The sequence below is a fragment of the Paractinoplanes lichenicola genome (genome assembly GCF_016785085.1).
GTDB classification, from domain to species: Bacteria; Actinomycetota; Actinomycetes; order Mycobacteriales; family Micromonosporaceae; genus Actinoplanes; species Actinoplanes lichenicola.
In genome coordinates, this window is sequence record NZ_JAENHO010000008.1 from 408009 (window position 1) to 434992 (window position 26984).

The following is a 26984-nucleotide window of genomic DNA, read 5'->3' on the forward strand; positions in this document are numbered from 1 at the left end:
TGTTCCCTGGGAACTCGGCGCGCTTGATGACTAAGACGCGGCTCGGCGGGGTCCGCGTTGCAGCGGTCGAAACACTTCGAAGCAGCGACGCTCATGGATACGCAGAGTGATCGAAAGGTTTTGCCCGGTTGCGGGAAACTTTTGCTGGATCTGAAGAAACTTAGGTTCCCTCCGAACGAAACACCTGCGTAATGTATCGAGCGATGTCGTTCAAAGGAGACCGCAATGCCGCAGTCATTGAATCGTCGTCAACTACTCGGCGCCGCGGCCGCGGCCGGCGCCGCGGCCACCCTCGCAGTCCCGGGCGCCGCGCAGGCGGGCGGTTCCCACTCGTCGAACCGGCGGGTTCCTCGTGACCAGATCAGCGTGCAGCTCTACACCCTGCGCAACCAGCTGAGCATCGACCTGGAGGCGAGCCTCGCGGAGCTCGCCGAGATCGGCTACAAGCGGGTCGAGCACGCCGGCTTCGTCGGCCGCACCGCCGCCCAGTTCCGGGCCGCCCTCGACGCCGCCGGCCTGCGCGCCACCTCGGGCCACGTCGGCATCCCGCAGCCGTTCGACGCCACGACCTGGGAGAAGGCCCTCCAGGACGCGAACGTCGTCGGCAACAAGTTCATCGTCCACCCGTTCTTCGGCCAGGGCGCCAACGGCCCGATCCGGGACGCCGCCGTCTACCGCGCCTTCGCGGCCGACCTCAACAAGGCCGGCAAGCTGGCCAAGCGGGCCGGGCTGTCGTTCGGCTACCACAACCACCACGCCGAGTTCTTCCGGCAGACCGGCACCAAGCTCACCGGCATGGACATCCTGTTCAACGAGACCGACGAGCGTTACGTGCACTTCGAGGTCGACCTGTTCTGGGCCTTCCGCGGCGCGCACGACCCGGTGGACCTGATCGAGGAGAACCGCGGCCGCATCAAGCAGGTGCACGTCAAGGACCTCGACATCAACGCCAGCTTCGCCGACCCGGGTGACGGCCTGATCGACTTCGGCCGCATCTTCAAGAACGCCAAGGAGGCCGGGCTCATCGAGTACATCGTGGAACGCGACGACGCGGGATCGCCACCGCGCACCCCCGCCGACGCCCTCGTGACCGCCGAGCGCGGTTTCGACTACCTGGACGGGCTGCGATTCTGATGATGCGCCGCCTTGGTCTGCTCAGCGTTGCCGGCATCGCCTCCCTGATGCTGCCGGCCGCGGCCGTCGCCGGCCCCAGTCAGCCTCTGCCGCCGTCCTCGGACTTCCAGAAGGTCACCCTCAACGACTTCCCGGGCGAGCCCATCGCGATCGCCGTGCTGCCCGACCGGCGGGTGCTGCACACGGCCCGCGGCGGCGAGGTCCGCATCCACGAGCCCGCCACCGGCCGCAACGTGCTGGCCGCGACGATCCCGGTCTACCTGCACGACGAGGAGGGTGTGCAGGGCATCGCGGTCGACGACGACTTCGAGCGCAACAAGTGGGTCTACGTCTACTACTCGCCGCCGCTGAACACGCCGGCCGACGACCCGAACACCCCGCAGGTCAACGAGGGCGACGCGCCGGCCGAGGGCACGGCGGCCGACTTCGCCCCGTTCAAGGGGCACATGCAGCTCTCGCGCTACAAGCTGCAGGGCAGCACCCTCAACCTGAAGACCGAGCAGAAGATCATGCAGGTCAACACCGACCGCGGTCAGTGCTGCCACGTCGGCGGCAAGATCGACTTCGACAGCAAGGGCAACCTGTACCTGTCGACCGGTGACGACAGCAACCCGTTCTTCTCCGACGGCTACGCCCCGATCGACGAGCGCGCGAACCGCAACCCGGTCTTCGACGCGCAGCGCACCGCGGCCAACACCAACGACCTGCGCGGCAAGGTCCTGCGCATCAAGGTGAACAGCAGCGGGAAGTACTCGATCCCCAAGGGCAACCTGTTCAAGCCGGGCACCCCCAAGACCCGGCCCGAGATCTACGCCATGGGCCTGCGCAACCCGTTCCGGTTCACCGTCGACCCCCGTACGGACGTGGTCTACGTCGGCGACTACTCGCCCGACGCGCAGACCGCGAACCCGGCGCGCGGCCCGGCCGGCCAGGGCCGCTGGGTGGCCATCGACAAGCCCGCCAACTACGGCTGGCCGTACTGCGTGGCCCCGGACCAGCCGTACGTGGACTACGACTTCGCCACCGGCACCAGCGGCGCGCCGTTCAACTGCGCCAAGCCGGTCAACGAGTCGCCCAACAACACCGGCCTGAAGAACCTCCCGCCGGTCGAGAAGCCCGAGGTCATCTACGGCTACGGCGCCAGCGCGCAGTTCCCGGAGCTGGGCACTGGCGGCATCGGCCCGATGGGCGGCCCGGCCTACGACTACGACAAGCGGTCGCGCTCGCAGATCAAGTGGCCCGAGGCGTTCGACGGCAAGCCGCTGTTCGCCGAGTGGACCCGCGACTACGTCAAGGCGTTCACGCTCGACCGCCGCAACCAGGTGACGAAGATCGAGCCGGTGCTCCCGGAGCTGGTCTTCGACAACCCGATGGACCTCGAGTTCGGCCCCGACGGCGCGCTCTACGTCCTCGAGTACGGCGACGGCTACTTCAACGAGAACCCGGACGCCCAGCTCGCCCGCTTCGACTACGTACGCGGCAACCGCACGCCCATCCCGAAGGTGTCGGCCACCCCGACCTCGGGCCAGGCGCCGCTGACGGTCCAGTTCTCCAGCGCCGGCACCACCGACCCGGACGGCGACGCGCTGAAGTACGCGTGGTATCTCGACAACGACAACAAGGTCGACTCCACCGCGCCCAACCCGACCTTCACGTTCACCGCGAACGGCGACTACCGCCCGACGCTGAAGGTCACCGACAGCACCGGCCGGTCCGCCTCGGCCGAGGTGATCCTGCCGGTCGGCACGGCCGCCCCGGTCGTCGAGTTCGTCACGCCGCAGGAGGGCCAGCCGTTCGCCTTCGGTGACACGGTCAACTTCGAGGTGCGCGTGACCGACGACGCCCCGGTCGACTGCGCCCGGGTCACCGTGACCTACATCCTCGGGCACGACCAGCACGGGCACCCGCTCAGCACGGCGTCCGGCTGCACCGGCTCGATCGTCACGTTCCTCGACCCCGGGCACGCCGGGGCCGACAACCTGACGGGCGTGTTCGTGGCCTCGTACACGGACACCGGCGTCCCGCCGCAGACCGGCCGCGACACCGTTGTTCTACAACCGTCTAATTAACCTGGGTAACAGCTGAAGGCCGGGTCCACGGGGCCCGGCCTTCAATTGTGTAAAGTTCGGGCACAGTTGGCACATCGGTCGCTTGCGCAGGGTTTGAGCTTCGGCGAAACATGTCGAAAGTTGACTATCAGGCAAACGTCGGATGTTTCGACGGCGAACCAGCGGCGAAAACTATCTACGTGGTCTCAGCCCCTTTTCAGGCTGGCGTTACCGGGGCGACGCTGACGGAGTGACAGAGACAACGGTCATTCTGGCCCTGGTTGTCATCACTGCCCTCGGCTTTGATTTCACCAACGGGTTCCACGACACGGCGAATGCGATGGCCACGTCCATCGCCACTGGAGCACTGCGGCCGAAGGTGGCCGTGGCCCTCTCCGGCATCCTCAACCTGATCGGCGCGTTCCTCTCCGTCGAGGTCGCCCTGACCGTCAGCAACGCGGTCGTCCGCATCCAGAACTCGGACGGCACACCCAAGGATTCCCTGACATCCGACGGTGGCACAGCGTTGCTACTCATCGTCCTGTGCGGCCTGATCGGCGGCATCGTCTGGAACCTCCTGACGTGGCTGCTCGGTCTGCCCTCGAGCTCGTCGCACGCGCTCTTCGGCGGCCTGGTCGGCGCCACCATCGCCGGCCTGGGCTGGGCCGGCGTCAACTGGAACGGCGACGGCTCCAAGCTCGACGGCGTCATCGGCAAGGTGATCCTGCCCGCGCTGATGTCCCCCGTGATCGCGGGCCTGGTCGCCGCGGTCGGCACCTGGATCATCTACAAGGTGACCGTCGGCGTCGCGGCCCGCTTCACCGACAACGGCTTCCGCTGGGGCCAGATCGGCAGCGCCTCGCTCGTCTCGCTCGCGCACGGCACCAACGATGCGCAGAAGACGATGGGCGTCATCACGCTGGCGCTGATCGCCACCGGCGACTGGACCGACACCAAGAACATCCCGTTCTGGGTCAAGGCGGCCTGCGCCCTCGCGATCGCGCTCGGCACCTACCTCGGCGGCTGGCGGATCATCCGTACGCTGGGCAAGGGCCTGGTCGAGATCGCACCCCCGCAGGGCATGGCCGCCGAGTCCGCCTCGGCCGCGGTGATCCTGGCCTCCAGCCACCTCGGGTTCGCGCTGTCCACCACGCACGTGGCGACCGGCTCGATCCTCGGCTCCGGCGTCGGCAAGCCCGGCGCCCAGGTGCGCTGGCGGGTGGCCGGCCGCATGGTCGCGGCCTGGCTGATCACGCTGCCCTCGGCCGCGGTGGTCGGCGCCATCATGTGGTGGATCGGCCACGCGCTCGGCGGCGGCCTGGCCGGCGCGATCATCGTCTTCGTGCTGCTGCTGGCCGCGGCCGGCTACATGTACTGGCACTCGCGCAAGACGCCGATCGACCACAACAACGTCAACGACGAGTGGGACGAGAAGACGTCCGAGCGCGTCCCCGCCGGTACGGCGAGCTGAGAGGGCAGACGACATGCACAACCTGGGATTCGCCCTCGAAGGCGCCTGGAAGGTCCTGGCCGCCAGCCTGATCCTCGGGGCCGGCCTGCCCGCGATCTTCGCGCTCGGCATCCGCTCGCTGGCCTGGGGCGCGGGCGGCGACGCCGAAGTCGACCACGCCGCCCCCAACCCGGCCGGCAAGGTTCTCGGCTACGTGCTCTTCGCCGTCGTCATCCTCGGCGTCCTGCTGGGCATCACGTTCATCGTGGCCAGCGGCTTCGGCAAGGCGCTGAGCTTCGAGCACATCTATCCGACGATCGTCGACAAGTAGGAGACGGCAGTGACCGACGACCGCTCCAACTTCCTGACCCGTACGGTCGGGTGGCTGCGTGCCGGCTACCCGGCCGGGGTGCCCCGCCAGGACTACGTGGCCCTGCTCGGCGTGCTGCGCCGCAAGCTCACCGAGGACGAGATTCGTCAGATCGCCGCGGACCTGGCCCACCACTCGCTGAGCAGCGAGGACCCGATCACCGGCGAGGACATCGAAAAGATGATCAGCGACTCGATGCTGCAGGAGGCCACGCCGGCCGATGTGGCCCGGGTGTCGGCCCACCTCGCGGCGGGCGGCTGGCCGCTGGCCGACCCGCCCACCGAGTAAGTTTTCGCGCTCCTCCGGCGGCCAGGTCACTCGACCTGGCCGCTTCGCGTTGCCGACAAGTAACGAACCCCGGTCATCTCCTCCGAGACCGACCACAGGCGGCGCGCGGTCGCCGGGTCGGCGGCGGCGGGGGTGGCCTTGACGACGCGCGGGGCGCCGCGCATCTCGCCCAGCCCGCCGGGGCCGATGAACTGGCCGCCTCTCACCGAGGCGTCGGTCGCGGCGAACACCGTGGGCCGGGCGCCGTCGTCGGCCGAGGCGGCCAGAATCCGGTTGCCGAGCAGCAGCGCTGTGCGGTAGAGGCCCGGCTGCGTCTTGGCCTGCAGGCTGGTCGCCGCGTAACCCGGGTGGGCCAGCACGCTGCGCAGGGACGAGCCGGTTTCGGCCAGCCGGCGCTGCAGTTCCAGGCCGAAGACGACGTTGGCCAGCTTCGACTGGTTGTAGGCGGTGCCGTGCCGATAACCGTGCTCGGCGTTCAGATCGTCGAAGTTCAGGCGGCCCTGCTTGTGCAGGGTCGAGCTGACCGTGACGACCCGGTCGGCGATGCGGTCGAGCAGCAGGCCGGTCAGCGCGAAGTGGGCCAGGTGGTTGACCGCGAACTGCATCTCGAACCCCTGGGCGCTGAGCGTGCGCGGCAACCCCATCACGCCCGCGTTGTTGATCAGCACGTCGACCCGCTCGATCCCGTCGGCGAACGCGCGCACCGAGTCGAGATCGGCCAGATCGACCACCCGCACCTCGCTGCTCCCGCCGGTCAGCCGCGCCCGCGCTTCCCGGCCCTTGTTCCCATCCCGTACGCCCATGATCACGTGGGCGCCGCGGTCGGTGAGCGCCTTGGCCGTGGCGAATCCCAGCCCGCTGTTGGCCCCGGTGACAACATAGATAGCTCCCATGCGGCCCATGGTGCCTTCGCTGACACAGCGTGTCAACACTGCCATGGCGTAACATCGCGGCCATGGTCGTGCCTGTTGTGCCCTCCCTCGCCCAGCGCAAGCGCCAACTCGTGAGCGACGAACTGCGCGAGATCGCCCTGCAACTCCTGGCCCGCCAGGGCTACGACAACACGACGGTCGACGAGATCGCCGCCGCGGCGGGCATGTCACGACGCACGTTCCACCGCTACTACGCCTCGAAAGAGGACGTGGTGATCCAGCTGCTGGCCGACGTGGGCGACCAGGTGCAGACCGAACTGGCCGCCCGCCCGTCCGCCGAGCCCCCAGCCGAGGCCCTGCGACGCGCCGTCGGGGTGGCGATCGACTTTTGCTCGGGCCATCACGACCCGGTCAAGATGCTGGCTGTGGTGCGGCTGATCCTGGGGACGCCGACCTTGCACGCACGGTTTCTGTCGCTGCAGGCCGAAGCCCAGGCCGGGCTGACGGGGGTGCTGGCCGCGCGGCTGGGGCTCCCGCCGGACGACCTGTATCCCGAGATGGCGGTGCGGATGGCGCTGGCCGCCTTCGACGCCGTGCTGGAGCGGTGGGCGGCGAGCAGCGGGTCGCTGGATCCGCAGGAGTTGACCGATGCGGCGTTCGCGGTCCTTGCCCCAGCATTGCGAGGTTGACCGGTCAGTCGTCCTGGTTGCGTACCCGACGGCGAACGTATGGCTCACCATCCGACCATGCCTCTACGGATGCGGCCGGCGATGCACAAGGCACCTCGGACCGCGGCCGGGCGAGGTCGTCTGTCCACTTCGCCTGTTGAATCCGGCTGGGGGAAGCGGGGCCGAACGGTGGGGAGCCGGGAACTCAGCCCGGGTGGGTGCTGAGCAGCTCGTCGAGCCCCTCCGCGACCTCGGTGCGGTTGTTGACGTCGACGACGCGTACGAAGGGAGAGGTGGAGATGGCGACCAAGCGCTCGTCGCGGCACCCGGCGGGATCGGCTGCGGCGGCCGCGAGTTTGTCCGCGGCGCGGCCGGTGCCCGCGAGAATTAGCACGGGACGGCGCTGGGAGAGGCTGTGCTCGGCGTCGGTGAGGGCTATCTCGCCGCCGTTGGCCAGCACGGTGACGCTGGGGCGGTCGGCCGCCAGGTAGGAGACGACGGCGGCCAGATACGGAACCTCGTCACCCCACGTGTCGCCGGGGGCCAGTACGAAGTGTGAGTGGTGGGGATCGAGCGGGGCTGCCTCGGGGTTGGTGCCGGCGTGCCCCGGATAGGTGACCGTGCCCAGCGCGGCCACGCCGATCAGCGGGAACGGGAAGCCGGCGGCGCGCGACTCGCCGAGCAGGCGCATCACGCCCGCGTCGGTGCCGCCGTCGACCGCCACCGCCTGATGGGTGCGGATGGCCGGGGCCACCAGGTCGGTGAAGACGGCCGACAGCACGCTGGTCACGTCGTCGGTCATGCCGCCCGCGCCGCCGACCATGGCCAGCACAGGGCGGGGGGCGGGGACGCCGAGGGAGGCGATCGCGGCGGGCACGGCGTCGGGGCCCGTGACCAACGCCGCGACGGCGCCGGGCAGCCGCACCACGGTCGACATGCTGCGAACTTTACCGTGGTGCGGCCACCGGTCAGACCAGCGTGCGGGACAGGACGCCGATGTCGGGCTGGTCGGTGAACAGGCCGTCGATGCCCGTACGGAGGAAGGTGATCTGCTCGTCGATGGCCTTGCCGTACGCGTTGGGGTCGGTGCCCACCCGCAGGTTCGCCGGCAGGAACTGATTCTCGGCGCGGAACGTGTACGGGATGACCTTGAGCCCGGCGGCGTGCGCGTCCTTGACGAGCGAGGTCGGCGTGCCCAGCGTGGCGTCGGCGTTGCGCGGGATGATCTGGTTCTTCTCGGGGCCGATCCCGTCGACGTACGACGAGAGCTCCTTGAGCCCGGCCGGGGTCAGATACTGCGCGTACGTCTTGGTGTCGTTGAACGGGCTGCCCGCGGCGCTGGTCAGGAAGACCAGGTTGACCTGCACCCGGTACTGCTGGTTGAGCACCTTGAGGTTGGCCGCCTCGAACGACTGGATCCACACCTTGGCGCCGCGCTTGTCGAGCCGGGCCCGCCGCAATTCCCGTACGAGCGGGGTCTCGAGCTCCAGGCCCAGCTGGCGGAAGTACGTGGGGTGCTTGGTCTCCGGGATGACGCCGATGTCGCGCCCCAGCTCCTTCGACAGCCGGGCCCGCAGCTGCAGCACCTCGGCGAAGGTCGGCACCTGGAACAGGCCGTCGTAGAGCGTGTTCTCCTGGCGCACGGCGGGCAGCCGCTCGATCGCGCGCAGGCTCTTCAGCTCGGCCAGCGTGAAGTCCTCGGTGAACCAGCCGGTGACGCTGACCCCGTCCAGCGAGACCGTCTTCTTGCGGGCGGCGAACTCGGTCCGGGTCGCCACGTCGGTGGTGCCGCCGATCTCGGGCTCGTGCCGGCACACCAGCACGTGGTCCTTGGTGGCGACCAGGTCGGGCTCGATGTAGTCGGCGCCCATCCGGGCCGCGAGCTCGTACGACGCGAGGGTGTGCTCCGGCCGGTAGCCGGAGGCGCCACGGTGGCCGAACACCTCGGGGGTCTTGCGGCCCCCGTTGTGCGCGAGCGCGGGCGAGGCAACCGTTCCGGCCAGTGCGGGAGCCGCTGCGGCGACGGCGCCCATGCGCAGCACCTGACGTCGGTCAGCCACGAGATCCTCCACGGGACTCGCCGCCGGCGTCCCTCGCCGGGGGTCCCAGAGGAAGTCGATGGGACTCGATCAACCGTTCGGCGACCTTGACGTGGCGTGCGCGGAAACGGATCGGGAAGCATCGGCGGGTTCACACAGCGTTAACCCGTCTGGCTTACCGTGACTGGTCGTGGCGGCCGACGTGACCCAGTTGCTCGGGCAGAACCTGCTCGAAGGCCCCGCCCTGGCCGTCAGCCGCGCGTACGGTCTGATGGCCACGCAGGGTGCCCGCACCTATCAGTCCCGCGAGTTCGGCGTCCAGGTCGGCGTCGACGACTACGACCGGGTCACCTGGGTGATGCTGCACTTCAACGGCGACTACGGCTTCCAGCCCTATCGTGGCGCGATCCCCGGGCGGGGCGGCACGATAGCGCGGCGCAGCAGCCTGTGGGCGTCGCTCGGGCGGCCCACCCAGAGCACAGACCCCAACCGTACGAACGTGGCCGGCGCCGCCGACGAGTGGGTGTTCCCCTGGTTCGTCATGCACGCCCAGTACGCCGACGACGGCGAGATGCTGCTCCGACTGACTCTGGCCCGCTGACCTCGGTCTGGTGGCTCAGCATCCGGGCCTTGCTGCGCGGACCAGGCCGGCTCTTCTTCCGGGGCGTCGGTTCCGGGAAGACGAACCGCTTGAAGGCCCACAGCTTGAACACCATGGCGACCAGCGTGCCCAGAATGATGCCGCTCACGAAGTCGGCGATCTCCTGCACGGGCCTGCTCACGTCGGGCGTTCGCATGTCGAGCACGTAGCGTGAGACCCCCAGCGGGATCAGGTTGAGCACGATGGCGATCGCGCTGACCGTGAAGAACATCAGCGCCTCGTGATGCCGCTCACGTCCGCCGCGATGCCGGAACGACCATTCCCGGTTCAGCACGTACGACAGCACGGTGGCCAGCGTGGTGGCGATGGCGAGCGCCGTGACCGGCTTCTCGTGCAGCACGGTCAGCTTGAGCGCGAAGTTGATGCCCGTCGTCACCAGGAAGCAGACGCCACCGACGAGCAGGAACTTCGCCGCTTCGTGGTGTTTGCTCCACATCCGGGTCAGCCACATTCCCGCGACCCTAGTACTTCAGGACAAGTCCCGCTCCATCGGAGGTCCGGTCCGGCCCGAGCCCGTACGCCGATGAAGTCGACCCGCCACGCGACGACCCTGCAAGACATGTCCAAACTTGTGCCGGCCGGGCTGATCGCCTTGGCGCTGGTCCCGTCCATCGCCGGTGCCGCCCGCCTGGGCTCGCTCGCCGGCGACGACGCCCCCGCCCGTTTCGCCGACATGCCTGCTCCGGTGGTGATCCACATCATCGGCGCGCTGATCTACAGCCTGGTCGGCGCCTTCCAATTCGAGACCCACTTCCGCCGTACGCATCCCGTCTGGCACCGCCGAGCGGGCCGGATCCTGGTCGTCGCCGGCTTGGCAGTCGCCCTGAGCGGCGCCTGGATGACCCTGTTCTCCGACCTGCCCACCCACGACGGCACGGTGGTCAACGTCACCCGCCTGATCGTCTCCGCCGTGATGACGTACGGGCTGGTGGTCGCGGTCGTGGCGATCCGCGGCCGGGACGTGCGCCGGCATCGGGCCTGGATGATCCGGGCGTACGCGCTGGCCCTGGGCGCCGGCACGCAGGCGTTCACACTGGGCCCGCTGACCGCGGTGGCCGGTCAGCCGGGCGTCGGGGTGCGTGCTTCCGGGATGTTGCTGGGCTGGGCCATCAACGTGGCCGTCGCAGAATGGATCATCCGTCGCCCACCCGGCCGATCCCGCCGCGCGCGCCGACTGCCTACGGTGGACGGATCGAACGAGATCCCCGCGAACTGAGCACGCTCTTCGTCGGCCTGTTCTTCGGCTTCGCGATCAACATCCTGACGGCGGAGACGGACTGGCTGTGGTCGCCCCTGACCGCCTATCCCTGGATCTGGGTCCCGATCTCCGTCGGGGCCTGGTTCCTGTGGCGCTGGTGGCGGCGTCGCCGCTCGGCCATCACGTGGAAGGGCGACGACAACCCGTATCCCGGCCTGGCCGCCTTCGAGGAGGACCGGGCGGAGGTGTTCTTCGGCCGGGCGCAGGAGAGCTGGGAGATCCTGCGGCGGCTGGACCGCTCGGGCCTCGCCCGCCAGCAGCGGTTCGTCGCGCTGGTCGGGCCGTCCGGCAGCGGCAAGTCGTCGTTGCTGCGGGCCGGGGTGCTGCCTCGCCTTCCGAAGCGCTGGCGCGTGATCGGCCCGATGCAGCCCGGCCCGGAGGTGTTCCGCGACCTGCGGGCCGCTTGCGGGGGCGAGGAGCTGCTCGGCCACCTGGCCGGGGTGGGCGGCCGGGTGGTCCTGGTCATCGATCAGCTGGAGGACCTGTTCACTCAGTCCCGCCCGGACGAGCGCGGCCCGTTCCTGGATGTCCTGCACGAGGCATTGGCTGCTCGCCGCGAGCTGCACGTCGTCGTGACGATGCGCCCCGAGTTCCTGGCGGCGGCCGGCGCGCTGAAGCCGGGCCTGTTCGACCAGCCGATCCCGATCGCGGCCCTGGATCCGCGGCACATGCGCGACGCCATCGAGAGGCCCGCGGCCGCCGCCGGGGTGACCTTCGAGCCGCGCCTGGTCGATCTGATGCTGGCCGAGGCCACGGTCGGGGACGCCCTGCCGCTGCTCGGCCACCTGCTGCAGCGGCTCTACACGGAGTCGGATCGCGGCGTGATCACGATCGCCCGGTACGACGCCGCGGGCCGCGTGGGCGGCGCGATCACCGAACACGCCGATGCCGTCTACGCCGGCCTGATCACGTCGTATCCGGCCTCGGTCGTGGACGCCACGCTGCTCCGGCTGGTGGGCGTGGAGGACGACGAGCCCGTGCGCCGGGCGGTTTCCCGGGCCTCGCTGAGCGGGGACGAGGCGGGGGTGATGGCCGAGCTGCGCCGGGCGCGCCTGCTGGCCGACCGCGGCGCCGGCGGCGAGGTGGTGCTTGCTCACGACTCGTTGTTCCGGCAATGGCGGCTGCTGACCGAGCTCATCGACGATCATCGGCCCGAACTCGCCGAGATGACCCTGCTCGAACGGCGGGCGGTGGTGTGGACGGCGTCCGGCGACCGGGCCGACCTGCTTCCCGGTCCGGCGCTGGCCCGCGCCGAGTCGGCTGTGGACGGCCTGGCCGTGTCGCCGGTGATGCGGCAGTTTCTGGAGGCCTCCGCGCTCGAGCGTGCCCGAGTGAACGAGGACCTTGCCCGCGACATCATCGAGCAGGTCGTGGATGACGAGGACGTCGATCTGCTCGCAGCGGTCGTGGCGACGGCGATGCGCGAGAGAGCCCCGACGCGGATCGGGCAGTTGGTGCTGTGGAGCCTGAAAGCCGAAGCGGCGCGCAGTGCCATGAGGGTCGGGCATCGTGACCTTGCCTTCGGGTTGGCGTGCCTGACCGACGGTCGCCTCCGGACTTGCGACGATCAAGGCAAGGTCTGCACGTGGGATGACGACGGCCGGCTGACCGACGTCCGTTGGGCCGGCCGCGCGACCTGTTGTGACACTCTCTTGAGCCCGGACGGACGCCTGGTGTTGCGGGACGGGGCCGTGTGGCACGCGGAGACTTCGCGCCGGATCGCGGAGGTTTCGGGGAACCCGAAGGCGTTCCCGGCGAACGATCAGTTCGAGATCGAGACGGGGCCGGGACGGTTCGCGCGATACCGGATCGACGGATCCGAACTGACGCTTACCCGCACCGCCGTGAACTCCCGAGCGACCGCCTTGACCTGGTCCCTCGACGGCGATCGCCTGGCCGCGGTCGTCAACCACACTCCGTCCGGCGGTGCTTTCGGCGTCAGCGCTTCCACGATGGTTGCCCGGCCGGGCCCGGTCCGGCCCCGGCGTGCGGTGGTCGCCCGGCGGCGACCGGCTGGCCGGTTGTGATGACGATCGGCTTCGGATCTGGAGCGTGGACAGCGGCGAGGTCGTCCAGGACTGGCCGGTGGCCGGTGTGGCAGCCCTGGCGTGGTCGCCCGACGGCGGGCGGATCGCATGTGGCCGGGTGGACAAGGGCGCCGGGATCGAGACTCATCGGGTTGTCGTCCTCGATGCCGCCGACGGCCGGTCGGTCGCCGAGTGGCCCGGCCTCGAGCTGCCGGAAGGCGATCCCTGGTCGTCGACCGGCGACCTGCTGGCGCTGAACGACGCAAAGGGAACGGGGCTCTACGAGGCGTCGAGCGGGCGGCTGCGGGCGCGCGCCGGCTGGGGCAGCACGGTGACGTGGGCTCCCCGGGGCGACCGGGTCGCCGTGATCAATGACGAAGAGCTGAGCATCTGGATCGCCGGGCGGGACACACCCGATCGGACCCTCGTCCTGACCTCGGTAGTTACCTCATCGGCGTGGTCACCGGACGGCCGTTTGGTGGCCCTCGGCGGCAACGATGTGCTGATCTTCGATGCCGTTCACGGCGGCCGCATGCGCCTGAGGACCCCGAGCCCGGTCCTGACCTGTGCCTGGTCCGACCAGCTCTACGCCCTCACCTACGACGGCCAGATCCTCCAATGGGAAGTCCCACCGCCGGGCACCGTCGACTGGGCCGGGGTGGGACGTCCGCTGACCGCCGAGGAACGGCGGGACTACGGGCTTACAGACGCAGCTCCGGCCAGTCCAGCAGGCCCTCGCCCAGATCGCGCACAGTAGCCAGCAGGCCCAGGCGGGCCGCCCGCAGCGCAGGCTCCTCGGCCATCACGAAGACCTCGTCGAAGAAGCGGGTCAGGGGCTCGACCAACGGTTCGACCGCGGCCGTGAAGGCGACCAGGTCCGGCCCGAAGTCGGCCTTCACCCCCGACACCGCCTCGTGCAGGGCGATCTCGGCCGGCTCGGTCAGCACAGACGCGTCGTAACCGGCGGCCGTCCCCGCGGGCAGGATGCGGCGGGCCCGCTGGATGGCGGCGGCCACGGCCACAAAATCGGGGTTGCCGACCAGCGTGTCCAGTTGGGACAGCAGCGTGTCGACCACCGACGGGCGGGCGTAGTGGGGGAGGGCCGCCCGCACCCGGTCGACCGGCTTGCCCTCCTCGGTCAGCACCTGTTCGAGGCGGCGGGCCAGGAAGTCGCCCGCGGCGTCGATCACGGCGGACGGCACGTCCACGGGCTGCTGGAAAGCCGCGGCCCGCAGCCCGTCGACCAGCGACAGACCGGAGAGGGCCGGGTGGGCGCGGTGCACCGCCAGCAGGCCGAGCACGGCACGGCGTACGGCGAAGGGGTCGCTGCTGCCCGTGGGCAGGCCGACCGTGGCCGCCAGCCCGGCCACCAGGTCGAGACGGTCGGCCAGGGAAAGCAGCGCGCCGGGGATCGACGCGGGGAGGGCGTCGCCGGTGTTGCGCGGGAGCTCGGCCTCGTGGACGGCCTCGGCGACGTCGCGCGGCTCGCCCGCGTGCAGGGCGTAGTCGCGGGCCATGATGCCGGCCAGGCTGGTCATCTCGGTCACCAGCTGGGAGCCGAGGTCGAACTTGACCAGGCGGGCCGCGCGGCCGAGCGTGGCCGAGGACAGGCCCAGCGTGTCGGCCAGCGACAGGGCCAGGGCGGCGATCCGGGCCGCGCGGTCGGCCATCGAGCCCAGCTTGTCGGTGAACGTGAGGCGGGACAGCCGCTCGCGCATGGCGGCCACGGGGGTGTCCCGGTCGGCGCGGTAGAAGAACGCGGCGTCCTCGTAACGGGCCCGCAGCACGGCCTCGTTGCCGGTGCGGACCAGTTCGACGTCGACCGGGCCGTTGGCGACCGTGACGAACATGGGGAGCAGAGCGCCTTCGGCATCCCGTACGGGCAGGTAGCGCTGGTGTTTGCGCATGACCGTGGTCAGCACGGCGTCGGGCAGCGACAGGTAGCTCTCGTCGAACGTGCCCAGCAGCGGGGTGGGCGCCTCGACCAGGTAGCTGATCTGCTCGATCAGCGCGGCCTCGTCGGCGACGTCGACCCGGCCGTCGGGATAGACCTCGTCCTGCGCGCCGGTGACGATCAGGTCGTGGCGGTCCTCCTGGTCGGCCACGATGCCGGCCAGGGCGAGCGTCTCCATGAACGTCTCGGCCGACGCGACCTGCACGACCGGCTCGGCGGCCGTACGGAGAAGCCTGGTTTTGCGGTCTGCGGCGAGGGCGCCCACCGCGACCGGCACGACGTCGTCGCCCCAGAGCGCGGTCAGCCAGCGGATCGGGCGGCTGAACGAGAGCTGCGGGTCGTTCCAGCGCATGTTCTTGGCCGCGCGCAGGCCGGTGACGACCTTGGCCAGCACGGGCGCGAGCACCTCGGCCGCGTTGCCGCCGACCTCATGCTTCTCCACCCCGTGATGATCAACGCCGGCGATGGAGAAAACGGACAAATCGGCAACCGGGACGCCCTGACCGCGCGCGAAGCCCTCAATGGCCTTGGGAGGCGCCCCGACCTTAGGACCCTTCACCTGCCGTACGTGGTCGGACTCGCGCGCCGCGACCGAAGGCACCAGCGCGACCAAGCGCCGGGGGGTGGCGAAAACGCGCACCTCGTCGTGCTCGAGCCGCGTGCCGGCCAGCCCCTCGGTCAGCGAACGCTGCACGTAGTCGCGCGCGGCGCGGGCCTCGGACGGCGGCAGCTCCTCGGTGCCGATCTCGAAGATCAGCGCGCGCGCGTTCTCCCGGGCCGCCGGCAGGGCGGTGGCGACGGCGGCCGGCAGCGGCGGCACCAGGCCCAGCGGGTGACCCATCTCGTCGCGGCGCGCCACCCACAGCTTGGCCACCTCGCCCGCCAGGCGGCGCATCCGGCCGAACTCGGCGGCCCGGTCGGCGGTCGAGACGGCGCCGCGCGAGTCGAGCACGTTGAACGCCTGCGAGCACTTCAGGACGTACGTGTGGGCCGGGACGGGCAGGCCGGCGTCGATCAGCCGTTGCGCCTCGCCCGCGTAGATCTCGAGCAGCTGCCGGTTCGCGGCCACGTCGGCGTCGTCCAGGTAGTACCGGGACATCTCGTACTCGCTCTGGCCGAACACTTCCCCGTACGAGATGCCCTCGGCGTACTCGATGTTCTTGAAGTGCGTCTTGTCCTGCAGGGCCATGATGATGCGCTCGATGCCGTACGTGATCTCGACCGACACCGGGTCCAGGTTGAGCCCGCCGGCCTGCTGGAAATACGTGAACTGGGTGATCTCGAGCCCGTCGAGCCAGACCTCCCAGCCCAGCCCCCACGCGCCCAGCGCCGGCGACGCCCAGTTGTCCTCGACGAAACGGACATCATGTTTGGCGACGTCGATCCCCAGAGCCGAAAGGCTGCCCAGGTAGAGCTCCTGCGGGTTGCCCGGGTCGGGCTTGAGGATCACCTGCATCTGCGTGTGGGTCTGCAGCCGGTTCGGGTTCTCGCCGTAGCGCGAGTCGTCGGGGCGTACGGAGGGCTCGACGTAGACGACCCGCCACGGCTCGGGGCCCAGCACGCGCAGGAACGTCGCCGGGTTGAGCGTGCCCGCCCCGACCTCGGTGTTCATGGGCTGGACGGTCAGGCACCCCTGAGCCGTCCAGTACGCGGTCAACCGGGCCAGCGCGTCCTGCATGGTGAGCATGGGACCGAAGTCTAGGACGGGCCCCGCGCGGGTAGGTACCGAACATGCTCGCCGGAGACCTTTACGCCTTTCAGGACCTGCTTTCGGCTGACGAGGCCGCCGTCGTGGAGCGGGTGCGCGCCTTCCTCGACGACGAGGTCGTGCCGATCGCGAACGACCAGTGGCAGCGCGCCGAGTTCCCGCACCACCTGATCAAGCGGTACGCCGGGCTCGAGATCGCCGGGCGGGAGGGCTCGTCGCTGCTCAACGGCTGGCTGGCCCTCGAGATGGCCCGGGCCGACGCGTCGATGGCCACCTTCTACGGCGTGCACGCCGGGCTGGCCATGGGCAGCATCACGATGTGCGGCTCGGCTGAACAGCGGGACCGCTGGCTCCCCGCCATGGCGTCGTTCGACCAGGTGGGCGCGTTCGCGTTGACCGAGCCGACGGGCGGGTCCGACGTGGCGGCCGGCCTGCGCACCACGGCCCGCCGCGAGGGCGACGAGTGGGTGCTCGACGGGGCCAAGCGCTGGATCGGCAACGCCACGTTCGCCGACCTGATCGTGGTGTGGGCCCGCGACGTCGCCGACGACCAGGTCAAAGGCTTCGTCGTACGGGGTGACGCCCCCGGCTACGAGGCCACGAAGATCGACAACAAGATCGCCCTCCGGACGGTCCAGAACGCCGACATCAAGCTGACCGGCGTACGGGTGCCCGAGGCGGACCGGCTGCAGAACGCGAACTCGTTCAAGGACACCGCCAAGGTTCTCCGGCAGACCCGCAGCGGGGTCGCCTGGGAGGCCGTGGGCGTCATGCTGGCCGCGTACGAGATCGCCCTGAACTACAGCAAGGAGCGCGAGCAGTTCGGCCGGCCGATCGCCAAGTTCCAGCTCGTGCAGGACTTGCTGGTGCGCATGCTGGGCAACGTCACCGGCTCGCTCGGCATGTGCGTACGGCTGGCGCAATTGCAGGACGAGGGCAAGTATCGCGACGAACACTCGGCCCTGGCCAAGGCCTACTGCACCACCCGCATGCGCGAGGTCGCCGGCTGGGCCCGCGAACTGCTGGCCGGCAACGGCATCGTCCTCGATTACAACATCGGCCGCTTCGTCGCCGACGCCGAGGCCCTCTACTCCTACGAGGGCACCCGCGAAATCAACACCCTGATCGTCGGCCGCGCGGTAACCGGCGAAAGCGCCTTCGTCTGAGGCCTCATCTCAGGCCGTCGAGCAGGAGGGCGCAGACGACATCGAGCTCGTGCTCGATGCCCGGCTGTGTCCAGGAGCCGGCCAGGCCCGGATGGTGGAAGCGGGTGGTGGCGGTGAAGACGGCCCGCGCTGTCTCGGCCGGGTCGGCCCGCCGGAACGAGCCGTCGGCCATGCCGTCGGCCAGGACGGCTTCCAGCTGGCCCAGGAGGTCGGCCACGTGGTCGATCGCCGCGGCGCTGTTCCCGGTGACCAGCAGCTGGTAAGCGGCGAACAGTTCCGGCTCGTCGTGAGCCTTCGCCCGCTTGGCGGCCAGCAGGGCGACGAGCCAGGAGCGCAGCCGTCGCGGCGGCGGTATCTCCGTGTCGCTCGCGATGGCGGCCAGGGCATCGCGGTCGCGGTTCAGCCAGCGCCGGGACACCGCGTCGCGCAGCGCGGCCTTGGACGGGAAGTGCTTGTAGACGGCTGCGTGGCTGACCCCGAGCTCCTTGCCCACGTCGACCACTGTGGCCTTGGCCGGCCCGTAGCGACGGAGAACGTCCTCGGTGGCCGACAGGATCGTCTCGGCATCCAGCGGACCGTTTGCCCGCATCAGACGGTGTGGTTCGGCGAGTCGAGCACCGTCTGAGCTTACCGTTCGGCCTCCACGACGGTTACAGATTTCAGATTTTGTATTCTGTAACCATGACGATTTTGGTGACCGGCGCCCGGGGGCACGTGGGCGCTGCGGTAGTGGAAGAGCTGGTGGCCTCAGGCGTCCGGGTCCGTGCGTCCAGTCGTGCCCCACGTCCGGGCGACTTCCCGCGGGACGTCGAGGTGGCGCGGGCGGATCTGACCGATCCGGCGACGTGGCGCGAGGCTCTGGCCGGCGTCCGCAAGGTCTTTCTCTACGCCCACCCGGAAACGGCGACGGAGTTTGCGGCCGCGGCCCGCAACGCCGGCGTCGAGCAGGTGGTTCTGTTGTCGTCATACACGGTGATGGCCCCCGACGCCGCCGCCAATCCCATCGCGCAACGGCACCTCGCGGCGGAACGCGCGCTGACCGACGCCGGTTTCGCCCGTACCTTCGTGCGGCCGGGCTACTTCGCCACGAACTCGTTGCGCTGGCGATCGATTCGCACGGACCGCGTGCTGCGCACAGCTTTCCCGGACGCGACGACCGCGCCGGTCCACGAACGCGACATCGCCGCGGTGGCCGCCCGCGCACTGCTGGACGATGCCCGGGACGCTGCCTTTCCGGTGCTGGGACCGGGGCCGGTGACCATTCGTGATCAAGTCGCCGCGATCGCCGAGGCACTCGGTGAGCCCGTCCGGCTGCAGGAGGTGGACGTCGACACCTACCGCGCCGACCTGCTCACCCAGCTCCCGGAGCCGCTGGTCGACCTCCTGCTCCGGGCCGGCGGCAGCGTGCACCAGCTGCCGCCGGAGGTGGCCACGGACGTCGTGCCGAAGATGCTGGGGCGACCCGCCCTGACGTTCGCCGCATGGGCGCGCGACCACGCCGCCGACTTCCGCTGAGCGAGCCGGGCGGCAACCCCCGGGCTCGGCGTGGCTCGGGAGCCCCGGCGATGGCAGAGTGCTGAGGCATGTGGGCGTGGGTGCGCGGGCGTGACCCGCAGCTGGTCGTCGTGCGGCGGGCGGTTCGGGTCACGCTGGTTGCCTGTCTGGGGTTCTACTTCTGCCGCTATGTGCTCGGCAGCGCGGCCATGGCGCCGTATGCCCTGTTCGGGACGGTGGCGCTGGGGGCGCTGTCGCAGATTCCGGGGTCGCCCAAGCAACGGGCCCGTACGTTGGTCGCCGTCCTGCCCGTGGGGTGGGGGCTGGTCGCGCTGGGGACGATGCTGTCGTTCAACACGGTTGCGGCGGCCGCGGGCATGTTTGTGCTCGGGTTCGCCGTCAGTTTTGTCGGGGTGGGCGGGCCGCGGCTGGTCGGGCTCGCGGCCGGCATGCAGCTCCTCTACATCCTTCCTTGCTTTCCCCCGTACGATCCGGGGTCGCTGCCCGAGCGGCTGGCCGGGCTGACCCTGGCCGTCGTGTTGCTGGCCGTGGCCGAGCTCGTGGTCTGGCCCGATCCGACGCCGCCGCCCTATCGGCATCGGCTGGCCGACGCGGTCTCGGCGCTGGCCGCGTGCATGCGGGCGCTCGCCGACGACCGGTCCCGGCTGGCCGAGCTGCTGCCCGAGGCGGCCGACCGGGCCGAGGCGTTGCGGCCCTCCCTCCTGCCGCCGACCGAACGGCCCGCGTCGGCCGGTCGCCGCGATCGGGCCCTCTCCTCGGCCGCGGGCACGGCCCGGCTGTTGCTGGGCCGGGTGGTCGACCTGTTCTTCACCGACGACCGCGCGGCCGTCACCGGGCCCGCCGCGGCCAAGCTGCTGCGGGCCACCGCGGGATGTGTCGAGGCCACCGGCGACTGGCTGCGCGGCGACGGGCCGCTGCCCGACACCGACCGGGTCGCGGCCGCGATCGGCGACTTCCGGGTGGCCCGGATGAACACCGACCCCGGCGGGCTGCCACCGGAACGGCTGCATCTGGGCGCGCTCGCGTTGTCGCTGGGGGAGTGGACCAAGTCGCTGGTCGTCGCGGTGCGGATCGTGGCCGGGGAACGGCCGTCGGCGGGGCGATCGGGGCAGTTCTGGTACGCGTACGAGGGAACCGCTTTTCTCTGGTGGCACCGGCTGCGCGAGAATCTCACGCCGCGTTCGGTCGCCTTTCAGGGTGCCCTGCGGCTGGCCGCCGCGCTCGCCGTGGCCCGCCTGATCGCGGGGGTGCTCGACCTGTCGCACGGCTTCTGGGTGCTGCTGACGATCCTGACCGTGCTGCGCGCGTCGGCCGCCGAGACCCGGTCGACGCTGCGGCCCGCGCTGGCCGGCACGGTGGCCGGCTCGATCGTGGCCGCCCTGCTGCTGATGCTCGGGCTCGACCCGCTCGTCTACGTGATCGCCCTGCCGGTCGTGATGATCGCCGGGTTCGCGGCCGGCCCGTTGCTCGGGCTGGGCTGGTCGCAGGGGCTGTTCACGCTGGTCATCACGCTCGTGTTCGCCCAGGTGACCCCGGTCGACTGGCGGCTGGCCGAGCAGCGGGTGGCCGACGTGCTGATCGGCGCGGCCGTCGGCGTGCTGATCGGGCTGTTCGCGTGGCCCCGGGGCGGCGCGGGCGAGCTGCAGCGCGCGGCGGGGACGTTCCTGACCTCCGCGGCGGCGGTGGTGCGCGAGACGGTGGCCGTGATGGCGAAGGGCCAGACCCCGGGCGACGCCCTGCCCACGGCGCGGCAGGCCGGGCAGCTGGCCGAAGCGTCGTACGCGCTCTACCAGAGCGAGCGACGCGGCCCGACCCCGATCGACTGGCAGGCCACTCTGATTGCCGGCCACCACGCCGTACGCGGGGCCGAGGCGCTGGTGCGGTCGTGCCCGGCGGGCGGGTTGCTGCCGTGCGTGGCCCAGCTGACGGCGCTCGCGGGCGACGTCGCCGAGTGTTACGACCGGTCGGCCGCGCAACTGATGCGCGGCGAGACCCCGTCCCGGCCCCCGGCGAGCCCGCCGCCCGAGGAGTGGCCCGACGACCTGGGGCAGGATCTCTACATCATCGCCGACCTGCGGGTGTGGCTCGACGGCCTCCGCGAGGATCTGATCACGATGACGGGCCGCCCCGAACCCGGCGACGACCTGCGCGACCGGGTGGCCCACGTCGCGGACGGCGCGACGTGAGCCGGGCGCGCCGCACGCTCCCGACTTGCTCTGCGCGTGCGGCAACACCGGCTGCCTGGAGGCGGTGGCGGGCGATCGGCGGCGACGATGGTCGTGCAGCACCCGCCGGCCGCCGAGCGAATCGGTCGGGAGCTGGCGAAAGCCGGATAAGAAGGGCCGGCATGCGGGACGCTGGGTCGGGTGAGGTTCGGGCGGGCCGAGGCGACCGAGGGCGTGGAGCAGCGCCTCGAGACGACCCTGCACGCGTATCCGGGGCTGCGCCTCACCAAGATCCCGTCGTCGCAGCTCAAGCCGCCGCCGACCCGGGAGGGGGTGCGGGTCCTGCGCGGGGGCAGCCTGCCGGGGCTGGGCGAGCTCACCGACGAGGTGTACGCGACCATCCGCGAGCTGTGGGAAGAAGCCGGCTGCCGGATCGAGGGCTACGGGCGCACGCTCGTCGTGCACGACCCGGCCGGCTATGTGCTCACGCTGACCCAGCAGCCGGGCGACGACCCGGTGCTGACCGTGGCGTCGCCCCCGATCCCGGCCCGGCTGATCGACCCGCCCCTGCTGGCGGGGCTGCTCGGCGGGCTCGCGCTGGGCTGCGCGGGCCCGTGCTCCGCGGTCGGGCCGATGACGCTCTTCCCCTCGCTGGCCGGGCTGTCCGCCCCGTACTGGGGCTGGATCCCGCTCTATCTGCTGCTCGGGGCCGGCTCGATGTGGCGCCCGGAGACCCGCCGGTTCGGCGCCGGCCTACTGGTCGCCGGCGGCCTGGTCGGCGTCGCGGTGGCCTGGATCCTCTCCTGAGAACCTCCGGTAGCCGCCGCCCAGGCGCTTGGTGTCCCGCTTGGCCTCGTACATGGCCTCGTCCGCGCCCTTCATCAGCGCCTCGTAGTCCGTGGCGTCGTCGGGGTAGAGGGCGATGCCCACGCTCCCGCCGACCGTGACCTCCTGGCCCTCGATCGTGAACGGCTGCCGCAGCCGCTCGCAGATCCGCGCGGCCACGGCGGCCGCCACGGTGTCGTCCGGGTCGCGGGTGAGCAGGATCGCGAACTCGTCGCCGCCCAGCCGGGCCACCACGTCGTTGTCGCGCACCGCGCCCAGCACCCGCTTGGCCACCTGCTGCAGCAGCACGTCGCCGGCCTGGTGCCCCGCGGTGTCGTTGACCTGCTTGAAGCCGTTGAGGTCGAGCATCATCAGCGCCACCCGGCCGCGCGTGGCCTCGGCCTCGGCGACGGCCAGCTCGGCCTGCTCGATCAGGTGCGTTCGGTTGGGCAGGCCGGTCAGCGAGTCGTGGAACGCCTGGTGGCTGAGCTGCGCCACGTGGGCCTGGGCGGCCTGGCGCATGCCCGCGCTCTCCAGGATCAGCGCGCCCTCGACCGAGAGCTGCTCGGACAGGATGCGGTCCTGACTGCTCCAGGAGCGGGCCGCGGCCGAGTCCCCGACCAGGATCGTGCCGATCGGGCCCTGGGCCGACATCAACGGCAGAGCCACGTACGCCTGCAGGTTCATCACCCGCACCAGGCCACCCACCTGCACCGGGGCGAGGGCCGTATTGCCGACGAGCGAGGTCTGCCCGCCCTTGATCGCCTGCCACACGGGCGAGTCGGCAGCGGAGCGGCCCACGAGCCCGTGCAGCTGCTCGTGACCGCCGGGCAGGTTGATGGCGTGCACGTAGCGGATCGTGCCCTGGGCGTCGGTCAGGTAGACGGCGCCGTGCTCGGCCCGGAAGCCGTCGACGGCCGAGGAGACGAGGATGCGCGCGGCGGCCTCGACGCTCGGGGCCACCATGCCCGCCTCGAACAGCTGGCGGATCGTGGCCGACGAGTGCGCGAGGAACTGGCGCTGCCGCTCGGCCGCGAGGGACTGCAGCGTGCTCGCGAAGCTCAGGGCAAGCGAGGCCAGCAGGTCGGGGCGCAGCGCGGCCAGGTCGGCCCCGGTGAGCAGCAGCACGCCGACACTGATGCCGCCGATCCGCAGCCGTACGGCCATCTGCTCGCCCGACACCGTGGGCCGGGCCCCGGCCGCCTGCCGGAGCACCTTGCCCGCGGTGAACAGGTCGCGGCTGCCCGCCGGCCCGACCCGCGCGGTCACGTTCATGCCGGTCTCGGTGTCGAGCTCGAAGACGGTGGCCGCGGTCAGCCCGGCCGCCTCGCGCAGGTGCGGCTCGGCCAGCTCGAGCACGTGCTGGATCGAGGGCGTGTCCTTGGTCATGAACGAGACAAGCTCGGCGAGCAGCGCGTCCTGGGGGTCCACCCCGAGGGCCAGGCCGGCCGCTGCCGCACTCGTGCTCACGCTCATGCCGTGAAATTCGGCACCCGTACGCCGTGGTTGACGGACACCCGGTCGCGGTTCGGGTGCAGTCGGGCACATATCGATCCCCATCAACCCTTGACGAGATCTGAGGAGGATTGTTGAGATGTGTTTGCTCCTGAGTGAGCCCGAGCGCAACCTTTGCCACCGAAGGGAACATCGCGCGTGAAAACACATCGCGGCGTCCTCGCCGCCCTGTCCGTAGCCGCCCTGCTCGTGGCCGGCGCGGCCGCCCCCGCCGGCGCCGCCCCCGACTGGCGTCCCGGGATCCCGCCCCTGGCCACCCCGTGGACCGACAAGGTGGGCCCGAAAAACGCCCTCCCCGAATACCCCCGCCCCCAGCTGACCCGCGACAAGTGGCAGAACCTCAACGGCGTCTGGGAGTTCGCCAAGGCCACCGCCGGGCAGGCCGTTCCCACCGGCCAGACCCTCGGCGAGCGGGTCCTGGTGCCGTATCCGATCGAATCCGCGCTCTCCGGCATTCAGCGCCGCGAGGACCGCATGTGGTATCGCCGCACCTTCACCGTGCCGGCGAACTGGAAGGTCGGGTCGGCCAACCGGCTGCGCCTCAACTTCGGGGCGGTCGACTACGACGCGAAGGTCTACGTCAACGGCACCGAGGTCGCGACCCACCGCGGCGGGTACGACGGCTTCGAGGTCGACGTGACCGACGCGCTCAAGGGCACCGGGCCGCAGGAGCTGATCGTCTGGGCCGAGGACCTGACCGACGCCACCGGGCAGCCGATCGGCAAGCAACGCCGTACGGGGGACCGGGGCATCTTCTATCAGGGCAGCTCGGGCATCTGGCGCACGGTGTGGATGGAACCCGTGCCGACGGCCTCGATCGCCGGGCTCAAGCTGACCCCGTCGCTGACCTCGGTGCAGGTCACCGTGAACGCGCCGGCCGGGCTCACCGTCAAGGCCGTCGCGCGGGACGGATCCCGTACGGCGGGCTCGGTCTCGGGCGCCGCAGGCGCTGCTCTCACGCTGCCGATCGCCAAGCCCAAGCTCTGGTCGCCCGACAACCCCTTCCTGTACGACCTGGAGGTGTCCCTGATCAGCGGGGGCAAGACGGTCGACACGGTCGAGTCGTACGTCGGGCTGCGCACCATCGGCTCGAAGAAGGGCGCCGACGGCAAGCTCCGGATCACGCTCAACGGCAAGATCCTGTTCAACATGATGAACCTGGACCAGGGGTTCTGGCCCGACGGGCTCTACACCGCGCCCACCGACGCCGCGCTCAAGTGGGACCTGCAGCAGGACAAGGCGATGGGCTTCAACGCGGTCCGCAAGCACATCAAGGTCGAGCCCGACCGCTGGTACTACTGGGCCGACAAGCTGGGCCTGCTGATCTGGCAGGACATGCCGAGCGGCAACACCGGCCCGCTGCCCGCCGAATGGCGCGACCAGTTCGAGGCCGAGCTGCACGAGATGGTCCGCGAGCACGACTCCTGGACGTCGATCGTCGGCTGGGTGCCCTTCAACGAGGGCTGGGGCGAGTGGGACCGGGCCGCCACCGGGCGCATCGCCGACGCGGTCAAGGCGCAGGACCCGTCCCGCCTGGTCAACGCGCACAGCGGCGTGAACTGCTGCAACTCCAAGGGTGACTCCGGCCGCGGCGACGTGATCGACTTCCACCAGTACCTCGGCCCGGCCTCGCCGACGCCGTCGGAGACGCGGGTGGCGATCGACGGCGAGCACGGCGGCTACGGCCTCAAGGTCTCCAACCACATGTGGTTCGGCGACGGGCAGGCGTACGAGATGACGCCGGACAAGGCCACCCTGACGGCCAAGTACGTGGCCAACCAGACCGACGTGCTGACCGCGGCCGAGCGGTGCGGGATCAGCGCGGCCATCTACACCCAGATCACCGACGTCGAGGGGGAGCTCAACGGCTTCTTCACGTACGACCGGCAGGTCACGAAGATGGATCTGCGCCAGGTCAAGGCGATCAACCAGCGGATCGTCCGGGAGGCCGACGGCTCCGGTTCCTCGATCCCGCAGCCGCCGCCGGGCACCCCGGGGCTCGAGGGAATCGCTTTCTGGCCGCTCGACGGCTCCTACGGAACGCTCACTCCCTCAGGCGATCCGGCATTCGCCGAGGGGCACAACGGGCAGGGTGTCGCGGTCAACGGATCGTCGCAATTCCTGGACGCCGGAAAGCCCGTCCTGAACACGGCGACCGACTATTCCGCGGCCGCCTGGGTCAAGCTCGACAAGGCCGACGGCGCATTCCAGACCGTCGTTTCCCAGGACGGCCCGACCAACAGCGATTTCTTCCTGCAGTATTCCGGGGCCGACCAGCGCTTCGCGATGAGCTTCGCCGGCGTGCGGGCCCTCGCCCCGGCCAAGCCCGAGGTGGGCAAGTGGTATCACCTGGTCGGGGTGCGCGACACGGTGAAGGGCGAACTGCGCCTGTACGTCGACGGTGAGCTGGCCGGAACGGCGAGCTCGTGCCTGCCGCAGGGCGCGCCGACCGGAAACACGGTGATCGGCCGGGGCAAGTACAACGGCAACCCGGTCGATTACCTGGACGGCACGGTCGACCAGGTGCACCTTTACGACCGCGCTTTGTCGGCCGCCGAGATCAAGGAGTTGTACGCCTCGAACAATTGAGGTTCGTCAAGCCGAAAGCGTCGCGCCGGGGCATTACGGCGCGGCGCTTTCTTTCTTCTCAGTCGAGCATTTCCTGCTTTTTCAGTCGAGCATCTCCTGCAGCGAAGTGGGACGGGCCGCGGGCTGGGTCCGGCGGCGGGCCTCGGCCACGTCGGCCATCAGGTCGTCCCAGTCGGGGTCGGAGCGCAGCGGGGCCAGGCCGGCCGGGCCGCCGACGCGGGCGTTGGCGTATTCCCACCAGGCGGCCACCCGGACGGGCCAGAGGCCGACCCGGACCGCGCCGGCCAGGAAGCACCGCTGGGCGAGCAGGGTGGCGGCCAGGGTCTCCGGGTCGAGTTCGGCCGCCGGGTTGTCGATGGTGCGGCCCAGGGCCCGCACGTCGCGGTGCATCTCGGAATACGAGATCAGGGTGGGCATGGCCGGGATGCGGCGGTGCGCGCCCGGCTCGACGAGGTCGTCGGCGTACACCGGGTTGAACACCATGTCGTCGACGGTCACGATCAGCGGCAGCACCTCGCGGCCGCGTTTGAGGTCGAGCTGCACGGCCGGCGCCCGGGTCGGCACGAACACCGAGGCCGCGTCAACCACCTCGTCCGGGTCGAGCTGGGCGGTGTCGCCGATCGCGGGGATGTGCACCCAGAGCAGGCCTCGCTTGATCTTGACTTCGACCCCGGGAACCTCGGCCAGCGCCTCGGTCAGCTCGTATACCTGCACGCGTCCGTTATACGTCAT

General features: G+C 70.7%; 23 protein-coding genes. 15 read left to right on the forward strand and 8 right to left on the reverse strand.

The window, feature by feature from the left end:
- Positions 1 to 225 precede the first annotated feature (225 nt).
- The 5 genes from JKJ07_RS28865 to JKJ07_RS28885 all read left to right on the forward strand — a co-directional run bounded on the left by JKJ07_RS28865 (position 226) and on the right by JKJ07_RS28885 (position 5290).
- A complete protein-coding gene (locus JKJ07_RS28865) occupies positions 226 to 1134 on the forward strand; it encodes a sugar phosphate isomerase/epimerase family protein (RefSeq protein WP_202994949.1) in 909 nt (302 codons plus the stop codon).
- Between the two features lie 2 nt (positions 1135 to 1136).
- Positions 1137 to 3203, forward strand: coding sequence for a PQQ-dependent sugar dehydrogenase (locus JKJ07_RS28870; RefSeq protein ID WP_236030049.1), 2067 nt, complete (start codon positions 1137 to 1139; stop codon positions 3201 to 3203).
- Positions 3204 to 3432: 229 nt separating this feature from the next.
- A complete protein-coding gene (locus tag JKJ07_RS28875) occupies positions 3433 to 4653 on the forward strand; it encodes an inorganic phosphate transporter (protein WP_307834459.1) in 1221 nt (406 codons plus the stop codon).
- A 13-nt stretch (positions 4654 to 4666) separates the two neighbouring features.
- On the forward strand, positions 4667 to 4963 hold the full coding sequence (locus tag JKJ07_RS28880) for a hypothetical protein (RefSeq protein WP_202994952.1): 297 nt from the start codon (positions 4667 to 4669) through the stop codon (positions 4961 to 4963).
- 9 nt (positions 4964 to 4972) lie between these two features.
- Complete coding sequence (locus JKJ07_RS28885) at positions 4973 to 5290, forward strand: DUF3349 domain-containing protein (protein ID WP_202994953.1); 318 nt, start codon at positions 4973 to 4975, stop codon at positions 5288 to 5290.
- A 26-nt stretch (positions 5291 to 5316) separates the two neighbouring features.
- Here the strand turns inward: JKJ07_RS28885 and JKJ07_RS28890 are convergent, their stop codons facing one another.
- Positions 5317 to 6183: an oxidoreductase gene (locus tag JKJ07_RS28890; RefSeq protein WP_236030050.1), complete on the reverse strand. Its 867-nt coding sequence runs from the start codon at positions 6181 to 6183 to the stop codon at positions 5317 to 5319.
- A 62-nt stretch (positions 6184 to 6245) separates the two neighbouring features.
- On the opposite strand from JKJ07_RS28890, the gene JKJ07_RS28895 reads away from it, so the two are divergent.
- Positions 6246 to 6851, forward strand: coding sequence for a TetR family transcriptional regulator (locus JKJ07_RS28895; protein WP_202994955.1), 606 nt, complete (start codon positions 6246 to 6248; stop codon positions 6849 to 6851).
- Positions 6852 to 7035: 184 nt separating this feature from the next.
- Here JKJ07_RS28895 and JKJ07_RS28900 read toward each other — a convergent pair whose 3' ends face one another.
- Positions 7036 to 7767: a TRP family putative cation channel gene (locus JKJ07_RS28900; RefSeq protein ID WP_202994956.1), complete on the reverse strand. Its 732-nt coding sequence runs from the start codon at positions 7765 to 7767 to the stop codon at positions 7036 to 7038.
- A gap of 31 nt (positions 7768 to 7798) precedes the next feature.
- Complete coding sequence (locus tag JKJ07_RS28905) at positions 7799 to 8890, reverse strand: glycerophosphodiester phosphodiesterase (protein WP_202994957.1); 1092 nt, start codon at positions 8888 to 8890, stop codon at positions 7799 to 7801.
- A gap of 169 nt (positions 8891 to 9059) precedes the next feature.
- Here JKJ07_RS28905 and JKJ07_RS28910 point away from each other — a divergent pair, with 169 nt between their 5' ends.
- Positions 9060 to 9470 (forward strand): DUF6392 family protein, encoded by a 411-nt coding sequence (locus JKJ07_RS28910; protein WP_202994958.1) that lies wholly within the window; start codon positions 9060 to 9062, stop codon positions 9468 to 9470.
- Here the strand turns inward: JKJ07_RS28910 and JKJ07_RS28915 are convergent.
- Positions 9409 to 9981 (reverse strand): GtrA family protein, encoded by a 573-nt coding sequence (locus JKJ07_RS28915; RefSeq protein WP_202994959.1) that lies wholly within the window; start codon positions 9979 to 9981, stop codon positions 9409 to 9411. The genes JKJ07_RS28910 and JKJ07_RS28915 overlap by 62 nt on opposite strands.
- Before the next feature lie 108 nt (positions 9982 to 10089).
- Between JKJ07_RS28915 and JKJ07_RS28920 the strand changes: the two genes are divergently transcribed.
- Genes JKJ07_RS28920 through JKJ07_RS28930 form a run of 3 tightly spaced genes read left to right on the forward strand, consistent with a single transcriptional unit; the run spans position 10090 to position 13572 of the window.
- A complete protein-coding gene (locus tag JKJ07_RS28920) occupies positions 10090 to 10746 on the forward strand; it encodes a DUF2306 domain-containing protein (protein WP_236030051.1) in 657 nt (218 codons plus the stop codon).
- Positions 10659 to 12815 carry an nSTAND1 domain-containing NTPase gene (locus JKJ07_RS28925; RefSeq protein ID WP_202994961.1) on the forward strand — a complete coding sequence of 719 codons (2157 nt, stop codon included), beginning with the start codon at positions 10659 to 10661 and terminating at the stop codon, positions 12813 to 12815. The genes JKJ07_RS28920 and JKJ07_RS28925 overlap by 88 nt, the downstream gene beginning before the upstream one ends.
- Positions 12775 to 13572 (forward strand): WD40 repeat domain-containing protein, encoded by a 798-nt coding sequence (locus JKJ07_RS28930; protein ID WP_202994962.1) that lies wholly within the window; start codon positions 12775 to 12777, stop codon positions 13570 to 13572. The genes JKJ07_RS28925 and JKJ07_RS28930 overlap by 41 nt, the downstream gene beginning before the upstream one ends.
- On the opposite strand, the gene JKJ07_RS28935 is transcribed toward JKJ07_RS28930, so the two are convergent.
- On the reverse strand, positions 13517 to 16456 hold the full coding sequence (locus JKJ07_RS28935; protein WP_202994963.1) for a glycine--tRNA ligase: 2940 nt from the start codon (positions 16454 to 16456) through the stop codon (positions 13517 to 13519). The genes JKJ07_RS28930 and JKJ07_RS28935 overlap by 56 nt on opposite strands.
- 44 nt (positions 16457 to 16500) lie before the next feature.
- Between JKJ07_RS28935 and JKJ07_RS28940 the strand changes: the two genes are divergently transcribed.
- Positions 16501 to 17643 (forward strand): acyl-CoA dehydrogenase family protein, encoded by a 1143-nt coding sequence (locus JKJ07_RS28940; RefSeq protein ID WP_202994964.1) that lies wholly within the window; start codon positions 16501 to 16503, stop codon positions 17641 to 17643.
- A 4-nt stretch (positions 17644 to 17647) separates the two neighbouring features.
- Here the strand turns inward: JKJ07_RS28940 and JKJ07_RS28945 are convergent, their stop codons facing one another.
- Positions 17648 to 18232, reverse strand: a complete 585-nt coding sequence (locus tag JKJ07_RS28945; RefSeq protein WP_202994965.1) for a TetR/AcrR family transcriptional regulator — start codon at positions 18230 to 18232, stop codon at positions 17648 to 17650.
- Positions 18233 to 18324: 92 nt separating this feature from the next.
- Here JKJ07_RS28945 and JKJ07_RS28950 point away from each other — a divergent pair, with 92 nt between their 5' ends.
- The 3 genes from JKJ07_RS28950 to JKJ07_RS28960 all read left to right on the forward strand — a co-directional run bounded on the left by JKJ07_RS28950 (position 18325) and on the right by JKJ07_RS28960 (position 22130).
- Positions 18325 to 19158 (forward strand): NAD(P)H-binding protein, encoded by an 834-nt coding sequence (locus JKJ07_RS28950; protein ID WP_202994966.1) that lies wholly within the window; start codon positions 18325 to 18327, stop codon positions 19156 to 19158.
- Positions 19159 to 19226: 68 nt separating this feature from the next.
- Complete coding sequence (locus JKJ07_RS28955; protein ID WP_202994967.1) at positions 19227 to 21344, forward strand: FUSC family protein; 2118 nt, start codon at positions 19227 to 19229, stop codon at positions 21342 to 21344.
- A 180-nt stretch (positions 21345 to 21524) separates the two neighbouring features.
- Entirely contained in the window at positions 21525 to 22130 is a 606-nt protein-coding gene (locus JKJ07_RS28960) for a hypothetical protein (RefSeq protein ID WP_202994968.1), read from the forward strand.
- Here the strand turns inward: JKJ07_RS28960 and JKJ07_RS28965 are convergent.
- Positions 22077 to 23624: a sensor domain-containing diguanylate cyclase gene (locus JKJ07_RS28965; RefSeq protein ID WP_202994969.1), complete on the reverse strand. Its 1548-nt coding sequence runs from the start codon at positions 23622 to 23624 to the stop codon at positions 22077 to 22079. The two genes, JKJ07_RS28960 and JKJ07_RS28965, sit on opposite strands and share 54 nt — an antisense overlap.
- A gap of 177 nt (positions 23625 to 23801) precedes the next feature.
- On the opposite strand from JKJ07_RS28965, the gene JKJ07_RS28970 reads away from it, so the two are divergent.
- Positions 23802 to 26252 carry a LamG-like jellyroll fold domain-containing protein gene (locus JKJ07_RS28970; protein ID WP_202994970.1) on the forward strand — a complete coding sequence of 817 codons (2451 nt, stop codon included), beginning with the start codon at positions 23802 to 23804 and terminating at the stop codon, positions 26250 to 26252.
- A gap of 81 nt (positions 26253 to 26333) precedes the next feature.
- On the opposite strand, the gene JKJ07_RS28975 is transcribed toward JKJ07_RS28970, so the two are convergent.
- The gene (locus JKJ07_RS28975; protein ID WP_202994971.1) at positions 26334 to 26966 is read right to left on the reverse strand and encodes a hypothetical protein; all 633 of its coding nucleotides are present in this window, start codon (positions 26964 to 26966) and stop codon (positions 26334 to 26336) included.
- Between the last annotated feature and the right edge of the window lie 18 nt (positions 26967 to 26984).